At 64.2% G+C, this 16671-nt stretch carries 13 protein-coding genes and 1 pseudogene; 10 read left to right on the plus strand and 4 right to left on the minus strand.

Annotation, left to right across the window (positions count from 1 at the left end; translation table 11 throughout):
* A pseudogene (locus QMZ05_RS36545) lies at nt 1-403 on the plus strand (aliphatic sulfonates ABC transporter substrate-binding protein); the annotation flags it as partial.
* Nucleotides 404-730: 327 nt separating this feature from the next.
* Nucleotides 731-1498, plus strand: a complete 768-nt coding sequence (locus tag QMZ05_RS36550) for an SDR family oxidoreductase (RefSeq protein ID WP_353705160.1) — start codon at nt 731-733, stop codon at nt 1496-1498.
* Between the two features lie 169 nt (nt 1499-1667).
* Here QMZ05_RS36550 and QMZ05_RS36555 read toward each other — a convergent pair whose 3' ends face one another.
* Nucleotides 1668-1967 (minus strand): HU family DNA-binding protein, encoded by a 300-nt coding sequence (locus QMZ05_RS36555; RefSeq protein WP_016843119.1) that lies wholly within the window; start codon nt 1965-1967, stop codon nt 1668-1670.
* Between the two features lie 432 nt (nt 1968-2399).
* Between QMZ05_RS36555 and QMZ05_RS36560 the strand changes: the two genes are divergently transcribed.
* The 4 genes from QMZ05_RS36560 to QMZ05_RS36575 all read left to right on the plus strand — a co-directional run bounded on the left by QMZ05_RS36560 (nt 2400) and on the right by QMZ05_RS36575 (nt 7702).
* Entirely contained in the window at nt 2400-4013 is a 1614-nt protein-coding gene (locus QMZ05_RS36560; RefSeq protein WP_353705161.1) for an ABC transporter substrate-binding protein, read from the plus strand.
* Between the two features lie 256 nt (nt 4014-4269).
* Nucleotides 4270-5247 carry an ABC transporter permease gene (locus QMZ05_RS36565; protein ID WP_353705162.1) on the plus strand — a complete coding sequence of 326 codons (978 nt, stop codon included), beginning with the start codon at nt 4270-4272 and terminating at the stop codon, nt 5245-5247.
* A gap of 2 nt (nt 5248-5249) precedes the next feature.
* Nucleotides 5250-6080: an ABC transporter permease gene (locus QMZ05_RS36570; protein ID WP_353705163.1), complete on the plus strand. Its 831-nt coding sequence runs from the start codon at nt 5250-5252 to the stop codon at nt 6078-6080.
* Nucleotides 6077-7702 (plus strand): ABC transporter ATP-binding protein, encoded by a 1626-nt coding sequence (locus QMZ05_RS36575; RefSeq protein WP_353705164.1) that lies wholly within the window; start codon nt 6077-6079, stop codon nt 7700-7702. The genes QMZ05_RS36570 and QMZ05_RS36575 overlap by 4 nt, the downstream gene beginning before the upstream one ends.
* 28 nt (nt 7703-7730) lie before the next feature.
* Here QMZ05_RS36575 and QMZ05_RS36580 read toward each other — a convergent pair whose 3' ends face one another.
* From QMZ05_RS36580 to QMZ05_RS36590, 3 genes are all read right to left on the minus strand, one after another.
* Nucleotides 7731-8876, minus strand: a complete 1146-nt coding sequence (locus QMZ05_RS36580; RefSeq protein ID WP_353705165.1) for a fructose 1,6-bisphosphatase — start codon at nt 8874-8876, stop codon at nt 7731-7733.
* A gap of 218 nt (nt 8877-9094) precedes the next feature.
* A complete protein-coding gene (locus tag QMZ05_RS36585; protein ID WP_353705170.1) occupies nt 9095-10282 on the minus strand; it encodes a 6-phosphofructokinase in 1188 nt (395 codons plus the stop codon).
* Between the two features lie 154 nt (nt 10283-10436).
* Nucleotides 10437-11804, minus strand: coding sequence for an FAD-dependent oxidoreductase (locus QMZ05_RS36590; protein WP_353705171.1), 1368 nt, complete (start codon nt 11802-11804; stop codon nt 10437-10439).
* A 130-nt stretch (nt 11805-11934) separates the two neighbouring features.
* On the opposite strand from QMZ05_RS36590, the gene QMZ05_RS36595 reads away from it, so the two are divergent.
* The 4 genes from QMZ05_RS36595 (at nt 11935) to QMZ05_RS36610 (ending at nt 16200) form a co-directional block, all read left to right on the plus strand.
* Nucleotides 11935-12789 (plus strand): VOC family protein, encoded by an 855-nt coding sequence (locus QMZ05_RS36595; protein ID WP_353705166.1) that lies wholly within the window; start codon nt 11935-11937, stop codon nt 12787-12789.
* A 329-nt stretch (nt 12790-13118) separates the two neighbouring features.
* The gene (locus QMZ05_RS36600) at nt 13119-14441 is read left to right on the plus strand and encodes a sugar ABC transporter substrate-binding protein (RefSeq protein ID WP_353705167.1); all 1323 of its coding nucleotides are present in this window, start codon (nt 13119-13121) and stop codon (nt 14439-14441) included.
* Entirely contained in the window at nt 14438-15379 is a 942-nt protein-coding gene (locus tag QMZ05_RS36605) for a sugar ABC transporter permease (RefSeq protein ID WP_353705168.1), read from the plus strand. The genes QMZ05_RS36600 and QMZ05_RS36605 overlap by 4 nt, the downstream gene beginning before the upstream one ends.
* Nucleotides 15376-16200 carry a carbohydrate ABC transporter permease gene (locus QMZ05_RS36610; RefSeq protein WP_353705169.1) on the plus strand — a complete coding sequence of 275 codons (825 nt, stop codon included), beginning with the start codon at nt 15376-15378 and terminating at the stop codon, nt 16198-16200. The genes QMZ05_RS36605 and QMZ05_RS36610 overlap by 4 nt, the downstream gene beginning before the upstream one ends.
* Nucleotides 16201-16671 lie beyond the last annotated feature (471 nt).

Genomic DNA, 16671 nt, shown 5'->3' on the forward strand with positions numbered 1-16671 from the left:
CTATATCTCCTACGCGACGCTGAAGGACAAGGCGCGCGTCGTTGCCGATGGCGAGGGCCTGACGCCGACCATCACCTTCATCGTCGCCTCCGACAACGCGATCGCGACCAAACGCGCCGCGGTGCAGGACCTGGTGCAGCGGCTCAACAAGGCACGGCTGTGGTCGCTCGACCATCTCGCGGAATATGCCAGGAGCACCGCCGAGCTCACCAAGCTGCCGGAAGACGTGCTGCTCGCCGCCTACACCGCGCAGAAGACGAGCCCGATCGCGATCGACGAGGCCGTGGTGAAGGAGGTGCAGGCTGCCTCCGACCGCGCAACCCGCTACGGTATCCTCGGCAAGACGCTCGACGTCGGCAAGGCGGTCGACCGTAGCTTCACGGCAAGCGCGAGCTTGAACTAGGCGGGGTACTCCACCTCCCCTTGAAAAGGGGAGGTCGGTTTGCGCAGCAAACCGGGTGGGGATCGGCTCTCCGCGAATACCAGCGCTCGCGGAGAGCAGCCCCCACCCCGCCCTCCCCCTTTCAGGGGGAGGGAGACAGGCGGCGTGCTCACCTGACGACGTGTCAGACGCACACCCAACATGGAGACCTCCGATGTCCGGCCCGCTCCATCTCGCACTGATTGTCACGGCACACCTGCTTTGCATGACCTTGTTGGTCGCGCTGTCGGTTTGATAGCGTCTCTCCGGGACCTTGATCCATCGGAGAGAACAACAATGAACCTATCGATGAAAGACCGCGTCGCGGTGGTCACCGGCGGCAGCAAGGGCATCGGGATCGCGGTGGCGCGGCGGTTTGCGGAATCCGGCGCCAAAGTCGCGATCCTCGCTCGCGGCGCCGCCGACCTCACCGCAGCGCGCGAGGCGCTGGCCAAGGACGGCCTCGTGGTGCGGGATTACGTCTGCGACGTCGCGAAGGCCGCCGACATCGCCAAGGCCCATGACCGGATCGTCGCCGATCTCGGCGGGATCGATGTGCTGGTCAACAACGCCGGCACGGCGCGCACGCTGGCCTTCGAGAGCATCAGCGACGAGGCCTGGCAGGAGGACCTCGACCTCAAGCTGTTCGCCGCGATCCGCTTCAGCCGGCTGGTCTGGGGCGGCATGAAGCAGCGCAAATGGGGCCGCATCATCAACGTGCTCAACACCTTCGCCAAGGCGCCGGCCGGCAATTCCGCGCCGACCTCGGTGTCGCGTGCCGCCGGCATGGCGTTGACCAAGGTGATGGCCAATGAGGGCGGCGAGCACAACATCCTGGTGAATGCGCTGCTGGTCGGCCTGATCATGAGCGATCAATGGGTCAAGCGGCATGCTGCCCAGGCGCCGAACACGGATTTCGAGGAATTCGCCAAGGGCCTGGCCAAGGGCACGCCGCTCGGCCGCATCGGCACGGCGGAGGAATTCGCCAACCTGGCCTGCTTCCTGGCCTCGGAGCAAGGCTCCTACATCACCGGCACCGCCATCAATGTCGATGGCGGCCGATCGCCGGTAGTCTAGAACTCCGATCCTGGCTTGACCAGGACCGGAGCTCCGGATGCTTGCTTCGGCGCGTTTCCACATGCGAGCCGGTGTCCATTTCGCTCGAACACTCTCGCGGGCAGGCAACCTACTGCGGCTGGCTAACGGCCCAAAAGCAAAAGGCCTCCGTCACCGGAGGCCTCTCATCTTAAACCGCGTCCTTGGCGGCCTTGACCGGCCGTGCGCGGACGATCTTCCGGGCCGGCTTGGCCTTGAACATCATCTCTTCGCCGGTGAAGGGGTTGGTGCCCTTGCGCGCCTTGGTCGCAGGCTTCTTGACCACAACGAACTTCGCGAAGCCAGGGACGAGGAACACCCCGTTCTTCTTCAGCTCCTTGTGGCCGACATCGACGAGCGAGTCCAAAACGTTCTTGACGTCGCGCTTGGAGAGTTCGGTGGTGGTCGCGATCTTCTCGATCACTTGCGACTTCGACAGTTGGGTAGCCATGGTTGCTCCATTGATTCTGGAGTGGGCACGATATGGCGGAAAACGCCGAGAAAAACAGTGTTTTCTGCACTCCCCACAGCAATATCGCTGTGGACAGCCCCCGAATCAGGGATTTTTCCAGTGTTTTTTCCAGTCAAGGCACTTCCGACCCCTAAAATTACAGGGTTTGCGCGGCTTCGGGGCTCCCGAAACGGCCCCCTTGAGAGAATCACTTTGCACATCTCGCGCCGCCGAGGCGCGACAACGCCGCGCACAATTCGGGTTGCGAGGCGCTGCGGCGCGCCACTTCAGGTTTCGGAAACGATCCTCCAAAAGGGCGAGGCATTAGAAAATGACTTGGGTTCCCTTTCCAAGGTAACATCGGCGAAGGGGCGCCACGCCGATCGGCTGGCGCCCGATGCAAGCCTTTATGTAAGTGCTGGAGACCCGCGTATGGATTTGAGCCGCCTCGAGATCAACCGCCGCACGGCCCTTCTGACCTCGGCCGCGATTGCAGCCAATGTCATCAATCCGATGCGGGCCTTCGCGCAGGAGACCCCGCGCAAGGGCGGCGTGTTCAACGTCCATTACGGCGCCGAGCAGCGCCAGCTCAACCCGAGCATCCAGGCCTCGACCGGCGTCTACATCATCGGCGGCAAGATCCAGGAGAATCTGGTCGACCTCGATGCCAACGGCCAGCCGGTCGGCGTGCTCGCCGAGAGCTGGGAGGCGACGCCGGACGGCAAGACCGTCACCTTCAAGCTGCGCAAGGGCATCACCTGGCACGACGGCAAGCCGTTCACCTCGGAGGACGTCGCCTTCACCGCGATGAACATGTGGAAGAAGATCCTCAACTACGGATCGACGCTGCAGCTGTTCCTCACAGCGGTCGATACGCCCGATCCGCTGACCGCGGTCTTCCGCTACGAGCGGCCGATGCCGCTGAACCTGTTGCTGCGGGCCCTGCCCGATCTCGGTTATGTCTCGGCAAAACATCTCTATGAGAGCGGCGACATCAGGCAGAACCCGACCAATCTGGCGCCGGTCGGCACCGGCCCGTTCAAGTTCGTCAAATATGAGCGCGGGCAATACATCATCGCCGACCGCAACCCGGATTACTGGCGGCCGAACGCGCCCTATCTCGACCGCATCGTCTGGAAGGTGATCACCGACCGCGCCGCCGCGGCCGCCCAGATGGAGGCCGGCGAGCTGCACTACAGCCCGTTCTCGGGGCTGACCATCTCGGACATGGCCCGGCTCGGCAAGGACAAGCGCTTCATCGTCCAGACCAAGGGCAATGAGGGCAACGCCCGCACCAACACCATCGAGTTCAACTTCCGCCGCAAGGAACTGTCGGACATCCGCGTCCGCCGCGCCATCGCGCATGCGATCAACGTTCCGTTCTTCATCGAGAATTTCCTCGGCGACTTCGCCAAGCTCGGCACCGGCCCGATCCCGTCGACCTCGACCGACTTCTATCCCGGCCCGAACACGCCGCAATATCCCTACGACAAGGCCAAAGCGATCGCGCTGCTCGACGAGGCCGGCTTCAAGGCCACCGGGGGCAACCGCTTCGCGCTGAGGCTCTTGCCGGCGCCGTGGGGCGAGGACATCTCGCTGTGGTCGACCTTCATCCAGCAGTCGCTGGGCGAAGTCGGCATTCAGGTCGACATCGTGCGCAACGATGGCGGCGGCTTCCTCAAGCAGGTCTATGACGACCACGCCTTCGACCTCGCCACCGGCTGGCACCAGTATCGCAACGACCCGGCGGTCTCGACCACGGTGTGGTACCGCTCCGGCCAGCCCAAGGGCGCGCCCTGGACCAACCAATGGGGCTGGGAGGACAAGACCGTCGATGCCACCATCGACAACGCTGCGACCGAAGTCGATCCGGTCAAGCGCAAGGCGCTCTATGCCGATTTCGTCAAGGAGGTGAACACCGAGCTGCCGGTCTGGATGCCGATCGAGCAGATCTTCGTCACCGTGATCACGGCCAAGGCGCGCAACCACTCCAACACCCCGCGCTGGGGTTCGGCGAGCTGGCATGATCTTTGGCTTTCGGCATGATGCGGCCGCTTCTCCCTCTCCCCGCTCTTGCGGGGAGAGGGTTGGGGTGAGGGGCTCTCTCCGCCGTGTTGCTGCATCGTTGGACCTGTACCCCCTCACCCGGATCGCATTTCGCTCCGCTGCATGCGACATAGCCGAAGCTTCGCTTCGGCGTTCTTGAGGACGGCCGCCATAGGCGGCCTATGCCTCTCCCCGCAGGCGGAGCGAGGTAAGAGAGGCGGGTGTCCACTTCGTTCGAAAACGCTATAGATAACGTATGCGTATCCTGAGCCTTGCGGGGCGGCGGCTTGCCGCCTCGATTCCGACCCTGTTCCTGATCCTGATCGGCGTGTTCCTGCTGCTGCAGCTCGCGCCGGGCGACACCGTCGATGCGCTGATGGCACAGATGGGCGGCGGCGATGCCGCGACCGCCGAGGCGCTGCGCAAATTCTACGGGCTCGACCTCTCGGTTCCGGCGCAGCTCGGCAACTATCTCTGGCACCTGGTGCGGCTCGATCTCGGCTTCTCCTCGATCTACGGCAAGCCGGTGGCGACCGTGATCCTGGAACGGCTGCCGCCGACCATCCTGCTGATGACCGCATCGCTGTCGTTCGCGTTCTTCTTTGGCCTGGTGTTCGGCGTGATCGCATCGCGTGGCGTCAATCGCTGGCCGGACACGCTGATCTCGACGCTTGGCCTGATCTTCTACGCCACGCCATCGTTCTGGTTCGGGCTGATGGCGATCGTGGTGTTCTCGGTCTATCTGCAATGGCTGCCGCCCGGCGGCTTCGAGGACATCGGCACCGTGCAGACCGGGTTCTGGCACGTGCTCGATATCGCCGCGCACCTGGTGCTGCCGACGCTGACGCTCGGGCTGATCTTCCTTGCGATTTATCTGCGCATCATGCGCGCCTCGATGCTGGAGGTGCTCAACCTCGATTTCGTCCGCACCGCCCGCGCCAAGGGGCTGGACGAGACCCACGTCATCACCCGCCATGTGCTGCGCAACGCGCTGCTGCCGATGGTGACGCTGATCGGATTGCAGGCCGGCACCATGCTCGGCGGCTCGGTCGTGGTCGAGAGCGTGTTCTCGCTGCCCGGCCTCGGCCGCCTCGCTTATGAGTCGGTGGTGCAGCGCGACCTCAACACCCTGCTCGGCATCGTGTTCGTGTCGGCGCTGCTGGTCATTATCGTGAACTTCGTCGTCGACCTGCTCTACGCGCGGCTCGATCCGCGCATCGCGGCGGAGGGCTGACGATGGACGCGGTGAAACGCTATTTCCGGAGCCCCGCCGCGGTGATCGGCCTGATCCTGCTGCTGCTGGTGATCGGCATGGCTGTCAGCGCCGGCTTCCTCTATCCGCGCGATCCGCTCGCGCTGGCGGGCCGGCCGCTGATCTGGCCGTTCTCCAATCCGCGCTTCCTGCTCGGCACCGACAATTCCGGACGCGACATCGCCGCGCAGATTTTCTACGGCGCGCGGATTTCGCTGCTGATCGGCGGCGTCGCCACCGTGATCGCGATCCTGATCGGCATCCTGGTCGGCGCCTTCGCCGGCTATTACGGCGGCTGGGTCGACAATGTGCTGATGCGGATCACCGAAGCGTTCCAGACCCTGCCGAACTTCGTGCTGCTGCTGGTCTTGGTCGCGGTGTTCGGCTCGACCCTGACCACGGTGACCATCGCGGTCGGGGTGGTGTCGTGGCCGGCGCCGGCGCGGCTGACCCGCGCCGAGTTCCTGTCGCTGCGCAACCGCGAATTCGTGCAGGCCGGCAGGACCCTCGGCATGAAGGATGTCCAGCTGATCCTCGGCGAGATCCTGCCCAACGCGCTGCCGCCTGTCATCGTATACGCCAGCGTGGTGATGGCGGTCGCGATCCTGCTGGAGAGCGCGCTCGCGTTCCTGAGGCTGTCCGATCCCAACGTCGCCTCCTGGGGCAACCTGATCGGGCTCGGCCGCGACGTGCTCCGCGTGCAATGGTACGTCTCGGCGATCCCCGGGATTGCGATCCTCGTCACCGTGCTCGCGGTGTCACTGGTCGGCCAGGGCCTCAACGATGCGCTCAATCCGAGGCTGAAGAGCCGATGAGCGAAACGGTCCTTTCGCTCGACGGCTTGACGGTGCGCCTGCCCAAGGGCGCCGACCGGCCGCATGCGCTGTCCGATGTCTCGTTGTCTGTCGCGTCGAACGAGATCCTCTGCGTCGTCGGCGAATCCGGCTCCGGCAAGTCGATGATGGCGAACGCCATCATGCGCCTGCTGCCGAACGAGGTGACGATCGAACAGGGCCGGATGATGTTCGACGGCCGCGACCTCTGCGCCGCCGATCCGGCCGCGATGCGCGACGTGCGCGGCGCCGGCATCGCGATGATCTTCCAGGAGCCGATGACGGCGCTCAACCCGCTGCGCACCATCGGCGACCAGATCGGCGAGATGTTTGCGATCCACACCGGCCTGTCGAAGTCCGAGATCAATGCGCGGGTGCTGGCACTGCTCGAGGACGTCCGCATCCCCGATCCCAGGGCTGCCGCAAAGGCCTATCCGCACGAGCTCTCCGGCGGCCAGCGCCAGCGCGCCATGATCGCGATGGCCCTCGCGCTCGACCCCAAGCTCCTGATCGCGGACGAGCCCACCACCGCACTCGACGTCACGACGCAGGCGCAGATCCTGAAGCTGATCCGGGACTTGCAGCAGCGCAAGAAGACCGCGGTGCTGTTCATTACCCATGATTTCGGCGTGGTCGCCGAGATCGCCGATCGCGTCGTGGTGATGCAGCACGGCGCGATCGTCGAACACGGCACAGCCGACAAGGTGCTGAACGATCCGCAGCATGCCTACACCAGGCAGCTGATCTCAGCGGTCCCGCCGCTGACCGCGCCGCCGCCGCGCATCCTTTCCGGCAAGGACATCCTGACCATCGACGACGTCTCCAAGACCTACCGCACCGGCGGCTTCCTCGGCCGCGGCGCGCGGATCACGGAGGCCGTCAAGAACGTCTCGCTGCGCCTGCCGCGCGGCGCGACGCTCGGCATCGTCGGCGAGTCCGGATCCGGCAAATCGACGCTGGCGCGCTGCATCGTCCGGCTGATCGATCCCGACACCGGCTCGATCGTGCTCGACGGCAAGGATTGGGCGAAGCTTAACCGCGACGAGATCAGGCGCGAGACCCGCCACATCCAGATGGTGTTCCAGGATCCCTTCGCCTCGCTCAATCCGCGCCGCAAGGCGGCCGAGCTGGTGGCGCAGGGACCGATCGTGCACGGCACCGACCGCGCCACCGCGATTGCGGAAGCGCGAAAGCTGTTCGAGCTGGTCGGCCTCGACCCGTCCGCCGGCGACCGCTACCCGCACGAATTCTCGGGCGGCCAGCGCCAACGCATCGGGCTGGCGCGGGCGCTGGCGCTGAAGCCGGACGTGCTGGTCGCCGACGAACCGGTCTCGGCGCTCGACGTCTCGGTGCAGGCGCAGGTACTAAAGCTGCTCGCCGGGCTGCGCCAGCAGCTCGGCCTCTCCATCATCTTCATCACCCACGATCTGCGCGTCGCCGCGCAGATCTGCGATCTCGTCGCGGTGATGAAGGATGGCGCTGTGGTCGAGCAAGGGTTGACTGCCGAGGTGTTCGGCAAGCCGCAGCATCCTTATACGCAGGCGCTGCTGTCCGCGATTCCCGGCGGAGCGTTCGCGCGCGAGCACGACACGGCCGCCGTATAGCCGGGTACGCGCGGTCCGCGGGAGCTCTCTACTCGGCCGCTTCCGGCGCGCGCTCCTCGCGCAGCCGGAAGCGCTTCAGCAGTCCGGACACCGTGTCGCGGAAGCCGCCATATTCCAGCTCGGAATAGGGCAGCATCGCGGCACCAGACCAGCCTTGGCTGCGCATCTCGATCGCCTTGCGCTGGGCGCGCTGGCGGACCTCGTCCCACGCAAGGTTGTCAAAGAAGTCGGTATAGGACTCCGAAAACTTTCCGTCCCTGTCGATCGAGAAGCCGACGCAGGAAACGATCGGCAGGCAGTACATCCCCGTCACCGGCGTGTTGAGTGGCACAGGCATCAGCGGCATCACATGCGAGCCGCGCGCATCGCCGCCAACGAAGTGTGCCTTGGCGAATGGCGAGATGATTTCTTCAGGCGCCGCGAAGATTCCCTGGTTCCTGACGATCGCGACCGGATCATCCTTGCCGGTGTACTTGCCTGCGATGGAGTGAAGGCGCTGCGCCGAAATGGCGACGGCGACCTCACCATAGGTTTTCGAGACGATACGATCGATGCCGAAACGTTCGTTATCGCGAAGCAGCGCGGCAATGTGGTAACCGTCCGCCGGCGCATCGAGTTCGATCACGCTGTCGCCGGCCGTGTTATCCATGTCGATGATATGGAAACGGAAGCCCTTGATCATCGGGGGCAGCATCAGCCCGGCGCAATACATGGGATCGGCAAAGGCCAGATAGAGCGGCAGGTTGTAGGCGCCGGGGCCGCACTTGTCGGCGGCAAACACCATGAAGGACTCCGCGGGTCTCGCGCCCGAGAGGCTGTGGTCGAAGCTGAGCTCGGCGACGGCCGGGCCGGCGCCGCGAACGTTTCCGGAAGGGGCGTCGACGAGGAGATCCTGGCCGGCGCCGTAGAGCCCGGAGGTTTTCGCAACCGCAGTGGCCGCAAGAAACGTCTTCCAGGCGAATTGATGGACCTCGGAGCTCCCCTCGCCCCGTGTGTGCGTCATGATGATCGCGATGTCGTCGCCAGTGTGGCGGACGAAACCGTCGATAAGGAGACCATTGTCGACCGCTTTCGCGACCTCCCCCTCGACAGCCACCATCATGCGTGCAGATGGCTTCGTATGGCCCCCAACGGAGCCAATGTCAGCCTTGATGACCGAAATGGTGAGTCTCATGAGCATCCCTCCGACCGCAGCTCAGCGCCTTCGCCTCGGCGCTCGCTACGCCGGGGGCGACGGCGCTGCTCATTCGCGAAAAGAACGTTGTGTGGTGCGATAGGTTCCCTGGGTAGGATCCACGCAGAATTATGGCTCCTCTGCCGGCGGGTGTCGATACGCGCCAACGGCGCATTCGGAATAGTCAGTCATGCTCGACAGGGTTACCACCTCCCGCGCTATGAAGCGCGGGTGAGAAAAATCGGCAATCCCCGCTTGTTGCCATAGCTCGGCCGGTAGCGCGTCGTGTTGTATGTGCTGGCGACGTCCAGTTTGCGCGGCCCAAGCCTGGCGTCGGGGATGGGCACGAGGTCGTAGCGGCCATCGACCAGCGCCGACATTAGGCCGGACTTGCCTTCCAGGATGGCATCGTAGGCCATGTTGCCGAACGTCAGAGCGACAAGCTTGTCGATGAAGTCGGGGTCACCCGATCGTAGATCGTAGGTGAGGTCGGAAACGATGGTCTCCTCGCCCGCCCGACGCTTGATCTCGTCGGCAAGCGCTTCGGCCACGCTGGCCTTCTTGCGGTGACCATAGGCGTCAGGCTCGCCGTATTCCTGCACCTTGTAACCTTCCCACTCGGCACCCTCGCTGAGGACGATCAGCGCATAATTGCTCGGGTTGCCGCGCTTGTCCTCAATCAGCAACTGGATCAGCTTATCGAGATTGACCTTGAATTCGGGTATGGCGCATCGGATCGAGGTCGCGTACGCGGTGTAGAGCGCGGTAAATCCGGCATCGCGGCCGAAGATCCGGAAAATGCCGATCCGTTCGTGCGACCCGACCGTGGTGCGTTGTCGCTGGATGGCATCGCTGGCGCGGGTGATCGCAGTGGAAAATCCGATGCAATACTCGGTGTTGCGGACGTCGTTGTCCATCGTCTTCGGAATGGCGATGATCTTGACGCCGAGTCCGTTCAGCTTGTCCGCGTAGCTCAGCGTATCATCGCCGCCGATCGCGATCAGGTGCTCGATACCAAGCCCCAAGAGGTTCGTCAGCACCTGCTTGGTGAGGTCCCATGTCCCGGTTGCGGTACTGTCCTTGCTACTTGCCAAGAATGGCAGGTCCTGGCCCGCGAGATGATCGGGTAGCTTTTTCATCTTGGATGGGTTGGTGCGGCTCGAGTGCAACACGGTGCCGCCGCGCCGGTCGATGACGCGCGTATTTTCGCGGTTCAGCGGGATGATGTAGTGGGACTTGCTCGCCGGGTCGTCGAGGTTCAGGTGGGTGAGGGCCTCCCAGCCGCGGCGGAGACCGACAACCTCGATGTCGTCCTCGCTGCCGCGATATGTCACGCTCTTGATCACCGCGTTGAGGCCGGGGACGTCACCGCCGCCCGTGAGAATACCAATGCGCTTCCTCGCCATGCCCACCTCCCAGGACTCGGTATATGGCAATAACGCCTGCGTCGCGTCGGGGTTTCCACAACCACGATCCGCCAACGGCGGAATCCTCGTGATCGCGGCGCTCCACCGGACCAGTTTGGGCTCCCATTCTTCGAAGCGCAACGTTGGTCCGCGCTCACCTTGACCGGCGCGAGGCGAGAAAATACTCGGCCCAGCGCAGCAACTCGAAGCGGTCACCCTTGACCAGCTCCTGGGCATCGCGCTGCCGGTACAGCACCAGCATCCAGGGCGCGAGCTTGCGCAGCAATCCGTGCGCGATGTACTGCACCGGCTCGGTGAACGGCAGCGCCAGCTCGCTCTCCGGCACGCCCTGCACTGCCTTCGCCAGTTCGCGGCCGAGCGGAATCGTCAGCGCGACGGCGCGGCCGTTGCAGCCGGTCCAGCCATAGGCGTTCGGTCCGAGGCGATGCATGCGCGGCAGGAAATCCGCCGTCATCCCGACATAGCCGTTCCAGACGTAATCGAAGGAGATCTCGCCGATCTGCGGCCACAGCCGCTGCAACCGCTCGGTCACCCGCGCCTTCAGCCGTCCGGTCCTGTCGCCCGGGCCGAGCACGGCGCCGCCGGTGACCAGGCGATTGCGGGCGTCGTAGCGCGCGAAATACAGCTCGCCATGGGTATCCGACATCGCCTGCCGGCTGGGAATGATGGTCTTGCGGACATTGTCCGACAGCGGCTGCGTCGCCATCTGCCAGGACAGCACAGGCATCACCTCGGTCGCGATTTCAGGCACCAGCGACTTGGTGAACTCGCCGCTATAGGCGTTGGTCGCGACCACCAGCGCACGGCCGGAGATTTCGCCCTTCTCGGTCTTCACCACCCAGTGATCGCCGCGGCGCTCGAAGCTCGTCGCCGGCGAACGGGCGTAGATTCGTCCACCGAGACCGAGCACGGTGCGCGCAAGGCCGCGCGCCAGCGCCAGCGGATTGACGTGACCGCCGGTCCTGTTCCAGAAGCCACCGTACCAGGCGTCCGAGCCGAGCATGTCGCTGGTCTGGTCGCGCGACAGCAATTCGACCGGCGCGCCGAATTTGGACCATTGCTGCACCCGCCGCTCCGCGATCTTGATGCGGCCCGGCGAATGCACCGGCTGCACCCAGCCGGCCTGCTCCTGCTCGGCCGCGATATTGTACCGCTTGACGACGTCGAACAGCATGGCCGCGCTGTCGCGCAGCATCGCGACGAAGCGCTCGCCGGCTGCACCGTGCCGCTTGATGATGTCATCCGGATCGGGGCGCGACAGCGTCGGGATCACCTGGCCGTTGTTACGGCCCGAGGCGCCCCAGCCCGGCTCGGCGGCCTCGACGATCGCGACGTCGACATTGGCCTCGCGCAGATGCAGCGCGGTCGACAGACCCGTGAATCCGCCGCCGATGATGACGACATCGGCCTGCTGCGCGCCGGTCAGCTCGGGGCAGTCAGGGCCTGACGGCGTCACTGCGGCCCAAAGCGAATTGGGCCAGCGCACGGCATTGCTGCTCATCATGATCCTTTCTTGCGGGTGCCCGGTCATTCTGGTTAGCTTTAGAGCATGATCCGGAAAAGTGCGTAGCGGTTTTCCGAAAGAGATCATGCTCAAGCAACGTCTCTTATTCCAGCCGGGAAGACAACAAGTGGCACTCAAGAACGTCATCGGAATCGATCACGCCGTGGTCATGGTCAAGGACCTCGACAAGGCCGCCGAGAATTACAAGCGGCTCGGCTTCACCGTGTCGCCGCGCGGCACCCACAGCGCGCATATGGGATCGGGCAACTACACCATCATGTTCGACCCCGACTACATGGAATTGCTCGGCGTGCTGACGCCGACCGAACACAATGCGCCGGCGCGCGCCTTCCTGGAGAAGCGCGGCGAAGGCATCGAACGCATCGCATTCACCGCGGTGGATTCCGCCGCCTGCGCCGAGGAGATCCGCGCACGCGGCTATCCGCCGGTCGGGCCGACCGATTTCGAGCGCCCGGTGACACTGCCGAATGGCACCGTCTCCGCGGCGAAATTCCGCACCTTCCAGTGGCCGACCGCGGAGGCGCCCGGCGGCGTCCGGATCTTCGCCTGCCAGCACAAGACCCGCGAGACAGTGTGGATTCCCGAGTTGATGACGCATGCCAATGGGGCAAAACGTCTCAAGCAGGTGCTGATCGTCTCGCCCGATCCCGCAATCGATGCCGCGCATCTGTCCAAGATGATCGATGTCGCCGTAAGGAACGATCCCGACGGTGCCGTTGCGGTGCCGTCCGGCGGCGATCGCGCCGACTTCGTGTTCCTGACCACCGATCAGCTCGGCAAGCGCTATCCCGGCGTCTCGCTGGACGGCCTGTCCGACCGCGGCGGCGCCGGCCTCGTGATCGCGGCCGATCTTGCCGCGACCGAGAAGGCGCTCGCAGCAACCGGCGTGAAGAGCAGTGGCGGCATCACCGTGCCGCCGGCTGCCGCGAACGGCACCCTGCTCGCCTTCGTCAAGGCATAGTTTCCATCTTCCCGTCATCCTGAGGAGCGCGTAGCGCGTCTCGAAGGATGGACGGCCCGGCTGATGGCCGTACATCCTTCGAGGCTCGCTCCGCTCGCACCTCAGGATGACGGGTTTAGGCGGATGCGCGGCGCAGCATTATGCAGCTGCGCCGCGCATGTCGACTCCGGCGGACGTATTGAGCCGCTCAAGCATTGATGCGACCTTCGATCGCATCAATGCCGTGAGTGCATCGGTCGATGCACGATCCGTCCGGAAAACCGGTGTTCACTTTTCCGGATCATGCTCTAGTATCTCTCCCAAACAAGAACCGTCCCAGGGAGAGAAACATGTCGCATCACCTGATCTCGCGCCGGCAAATGCTGGCGGGCACCGCCGCCGCAGGCGCGGTTGGATTGACCGGATTTCCGGCCTACGCCGAGGTGAACTGGAAGAAATATTCCGGCACCACGCTGGAAGTCAGCCTCGCCAAGGGACCCCGCGGCGACAATCTGCAAAAATACATCAAGGAATTCACCGAGCTCACCGGCATCAAGGTCGAATCGGAGCAGGTCCCCGAGCAGCAGCAGCGCCAGAAATGCGTGATCGAGCTGTCCTCGGGCAAGCCGAGCTTCGACGTCGTTCACCTCAGCTATCACGTGCAGAAGCGGCAATTCGAGAAGGCCGGCTGGCTGGCCGACATGTCGCCCTATCTGAAGGATCCCAGCATGACGCTGCCGGATCTCGTCGAGAGCGATTTCTCGGCGGCCGGGCTGCAATATGCGCGCAACGACAAGGGACAGATGCTGTCGCTGCCGTGGTCGGTCGACTATTTCATCCTCTACTACAACAAGGAGTTGTTCCAGAAGAAGGGCGTCGAGGTCCCGAAGACGCTGGACGAGATGGCGGTCGCCGCCGAGAAGCTGACCGATCCGAAGGAAGGCATCTACGGCTTCGTCGGCCGCGGCCTGCGCAACGCCAACATGGCGATGTGGACCAACTTCTATCTGAACTACGGCGGCGAATTCCTCGATGCCAAGGGCAACATCCTGACCGATGGCCCCGAAGCGATCGAAGCGACCAAGCTCTATCAGCGGCTGCTGACCAAATGCGCGCCGCCCGGCGTCGCCGGCTTCAACTGGATGGAGTCGATGGCCTCCTTCACGCAAGGTAGGTCCGCGATGTGGATCGACGCCGACGGCTGGGCGCCGCCGCTGGAAGATCCGGCCGCCTCGCGCGTCGTCGGCAAGGTCGGCTACACGCTGGTGCCCGCCGGCCCGAAGGGCAAATTCTCGTCGACCTATGGCGACGGCGTCGGCATCGCCGCGGCGAGCAAGAACAAGGAAGCCGCCTATCTGCTGTGCCAATGGGTGGTCTCGCGCGGACAAGGCGCCCGCCTGCTGCAAGCCGGCGGCGGCGTACCGTTCCGCAACTCGATCGTCGACGATGCCGAGGTCGCCAAGGGCGTCAAGACGAAGGAGTGGCTGCAGTCGGTGGTTGACTCCGCCAAGATCTCCAAGCTCGGCCTGCCCGTCATCATCCCGGTCGCCGAATTCCGCGACATCGTCGGTGCGGCGCTGACCGCGACGCTGTCCGGCGCCGATCCCGCCACCGAGCTGAAGAAGGCGCACGAGCAATTCCGCCCCATCCTGGAGCGTAGCGAAAAAGCGTGAGCGTGGTGACACAGACTGAGTCGGCGGCAGCGACCGAAAGCGCTGCCCCGGCGCGTGAATGGCGTCCGCCGTCCTACTGGCCGTTCGTGATCCCGGCGCTCGTCGTGGTGCTGGCGGTGATCATCTTTCCCTGGGTGTTCACGATCTGGATGAGCCTGCAGGAATGGAAGGTCGGCTCGCCCACCGTCTTCGTCGGGCTCGCCAACTATTTGCGGCTGCCGACCGATCCGCGCTTTGTCGAGGCGGTCGGGCACACGCTGTCCTACACCGCGCTGTCGGTGCTGCTGCCGCTGGTGTTCGGCACGCTGGCCGCTGTCGTGTTTCACCAGAAATTCGCCGCGCGCGGCTTCCTGCGCGGCATCTTCATCATGCCGATGATGGCAACGCCAGTGGCGATCGCGCTGGTGTGGACCATGATGTTCCACCCGCAGCTCGGCGTCTTGAACTATCTGCTGTCGCTGGTCGGGCTGCCGCCGCAGCTTTGGGTGTTCAACCCGACGACGGTGATCCCCTCGCTGGTGCTGGTCGAGACCTGGCAATGGACGCCGCTGGTGATGCTGATCGTGCTCGGCGGCCTCGCCGCGATCCCGACCGAACCCTATGAGAGCGCGCAGATCGACGGCGCCAATTTCTGGCAGGTGTTCCGCTTCATCACACTTCCTTTGATCATGCCGTTCCTGTTCATCGCCGGCATGATCCGCATGATCGACGCGGTGAAGAGTTTTGACATCATCTTCGCGATCACCCAGGGCGGACCGGGCTCGGCATCGGAAACCATCAACGTCTATCTCTACAGTGTCGCCTTCGTCTATTACGACCTCGGCTACGGCTCGGCGATCGCGGTGGTGTTCTTCCTGTTGATCGTGGCGCTGGCGGCGCTGCTGCTCTACTTGCGCAAGCGCCTGCTGTGGACGTCCCAGCTCGGGAGCGAGGCATGAACCCGCGCTATATCCTCGGACGGATCGGGCTGTGGTTGTCGGTGTTCGTCATCGTCTCGCCGGCGATCATGTTCTTCCTCTGGATGGCCTCGCTGTCGCTCAAATTCGAGATCGACAACGCCTCCTATCCGCCGGTGTTCTTCCCCGAGCATATCGCCTGGAAGAACTATGCCGACGTGTTCGCTTCCAACCGCTTCCTGACCTACTTCACCAACAGCCTTGTCGTCACCGGCTGCGCCACCGGCCTTGCGATGCTGGTCGGCGTGCCCGCCGGCTACGGCATCGCGCGGATGGCCGCGCATAAATCGGCGATCGTGATCCTGATCGCGCGCATCACGCCGGGCCTGTCGTATCTGATCCCGCTGTTCCTGCTGTTCCAGTGGCTCGGCCTGCTCGGCACGCTGGTGCCGCAGATCATCATCCATCTCGTGGTCACGGTGCCGATCGTGATCTGGATCATGATCGGCTATTTCGAGACCACGCCGCTGGAGCTGGAAGAAGCCGCATTGATCGATGGCGCCACGCGCTGGCAGGTGTTCCGCCATGTCGCGCTGCCGATCGCCAGGCCCGGGCTCGCGGTCGCCTTCATCCTCGCGGTGATCTTCTCCTGGAACAACTTTGTCTTCGGCATCGTGCTGGCCGGGCGCGAGACCCGCACGCTTCCGGTCGCGGTCTACAACATGATCTCGTTCGACCAGCTGAGCTGGGGCCCGCTCGCCGCCGCCGCATTGATCGTGACCGCGCCGGTGCTGCTGCTCACCGTGCTGGCGCAGCGGCAGATCGTTGCCGGGCTGACGGCCGGCGCGGTGAAGGGCGGCTAGGTCAAGATGGAGTTATGACGCCGTCGCAAGGGGGCGCTGCCAAAATATCGAAAATAACCCCATGCACAGTAGCCGCAGCGGCCGGCGCTCGGCATGCAACTTGACACGTCGGGCAACTCAGGGGTATTCTTCTAATATTCCGAAGTTGCGCAAACATCCCCCGCTATCGCATATGGCATTTGCGAGCTTTTGCGATTGACGCTTCCACGCAGCAGACGCGCCTTATTCGCGGCCGCAGCCCAACCTCATCTTGCTCTGGTTGGTGCAGTGAATTTGAAGTTCCTGTCAGCTTTCGCTGCGACCTAGGACTTCAAATTCAAAACCGCACTCGTACCCTTGCTTCCGAAGTTCGTGTGAGCGCGAGCCGCAGAGGTCTACGAACTTCGGAATCGGAGCCCTAGGTGGTGTGGACAGTTACCGCATCCATAGGACGATAGCAGCAAGAGTGACGACGGCGAGGTAATTTCTAGC

Origin of the sequence: Bradyrhizobium sp. INPA03-11B (assembly GCF_040446015.1) — a bacterium.
GTDB lineage: Bacteria > Pseudomonadota > Alphaproteobacteria > Rhizobiales > Xanthobacteraceae > Bradyrhizobium > Bradyrhizobium macuxiense_A.

What these genes read in the sequence shown, in the direction of transcription:
- QMZ05_RS36550 (WP_353705160.1), top strand. Translation starts at nt 731, where the DNA reads ATGAAAGACCGCGTCGCGGTGGTCACCGGCGGCAGCAAGGGCATCGGG.
- QMZ05_RS36555 (WP_016843119.1), bottom strand. Translation starts at nt 1,967, where the DNA reads ATGGCTACCCAACTGTCGAAGTCGCAAGTGATCGAGAAGATCGCGACC.
- QMZ05_RS36560 (WP_353705161.1), top strand. Translation starts at nt 2,400, where the DNA reads ATGGATTTGAGCCGCCTCGAGATCAACCGCCGCACGGCCCTTCTGACC.
- QMZ05_RS36565 (WP_353705162.1), top strand. Translation starts at nt 4,270, where the DNA reads ATGCGTATCCTGAGCCTTGCGGGGCGGCGGCTTGCCGCCTCGATTCCG.
- QMZ05_RS36570 (WP_353705163.1), top strand. Translation starts at nt 5,250, where the DNA reads ATGGACGCGGTGAAACGCTATTTCCGGAGCCCCGCCGCGGTGATCGGC.
- QMZ05_RS36575 (WP_353705164.1), top strand. Translation starts at nt 6,077, where the DNA reads ATGAGCGAAACGGTCCTTTCGCTCGACGGCTTGACGGTGCGCCTGCCC.
- QMZ05_RS36580 (WP_353705165.1), bottom strand. Translation starts at nt 8,876, where the DNA reads ATGAGACTCACCATTTCGGTCATCAAGGCTGACATTGGCTCCGTTGGG.
- QMZ05_RS36585 (WP_353705170.1), bottom strand. Translation starts at nt 10,282, where the DNA reads ATGGCGAGGAAGCGCATTGGTATTCTCACGGGCGGCGGTGACGTCCCC.
- QMZ05_RS36590 (WP_353705171.1), bottom strand. Translation starts at nt 11,804, where the DNA reads ATGAGCAGCAATGCCGTGCGCTGGCCCAATTCGCTTTGGGCCGCAGTG.
- QMZ05_RS36600 (WP_353705167.1), top strand. Translation starts at nt 13,119, where the DNA reads ATGTCGCATCACCTGATCTCGCGCCGGCAAATGCTGGCGGGCACCGCC.
- QMZ05_RS36610 (WP_353705169.1), top strand. Translation starts at nt 15,376, where the DNA reads ATGAACCCGCGCTATATCCTCGGACGGATCGGGCTGTGGTTGTCGGTG.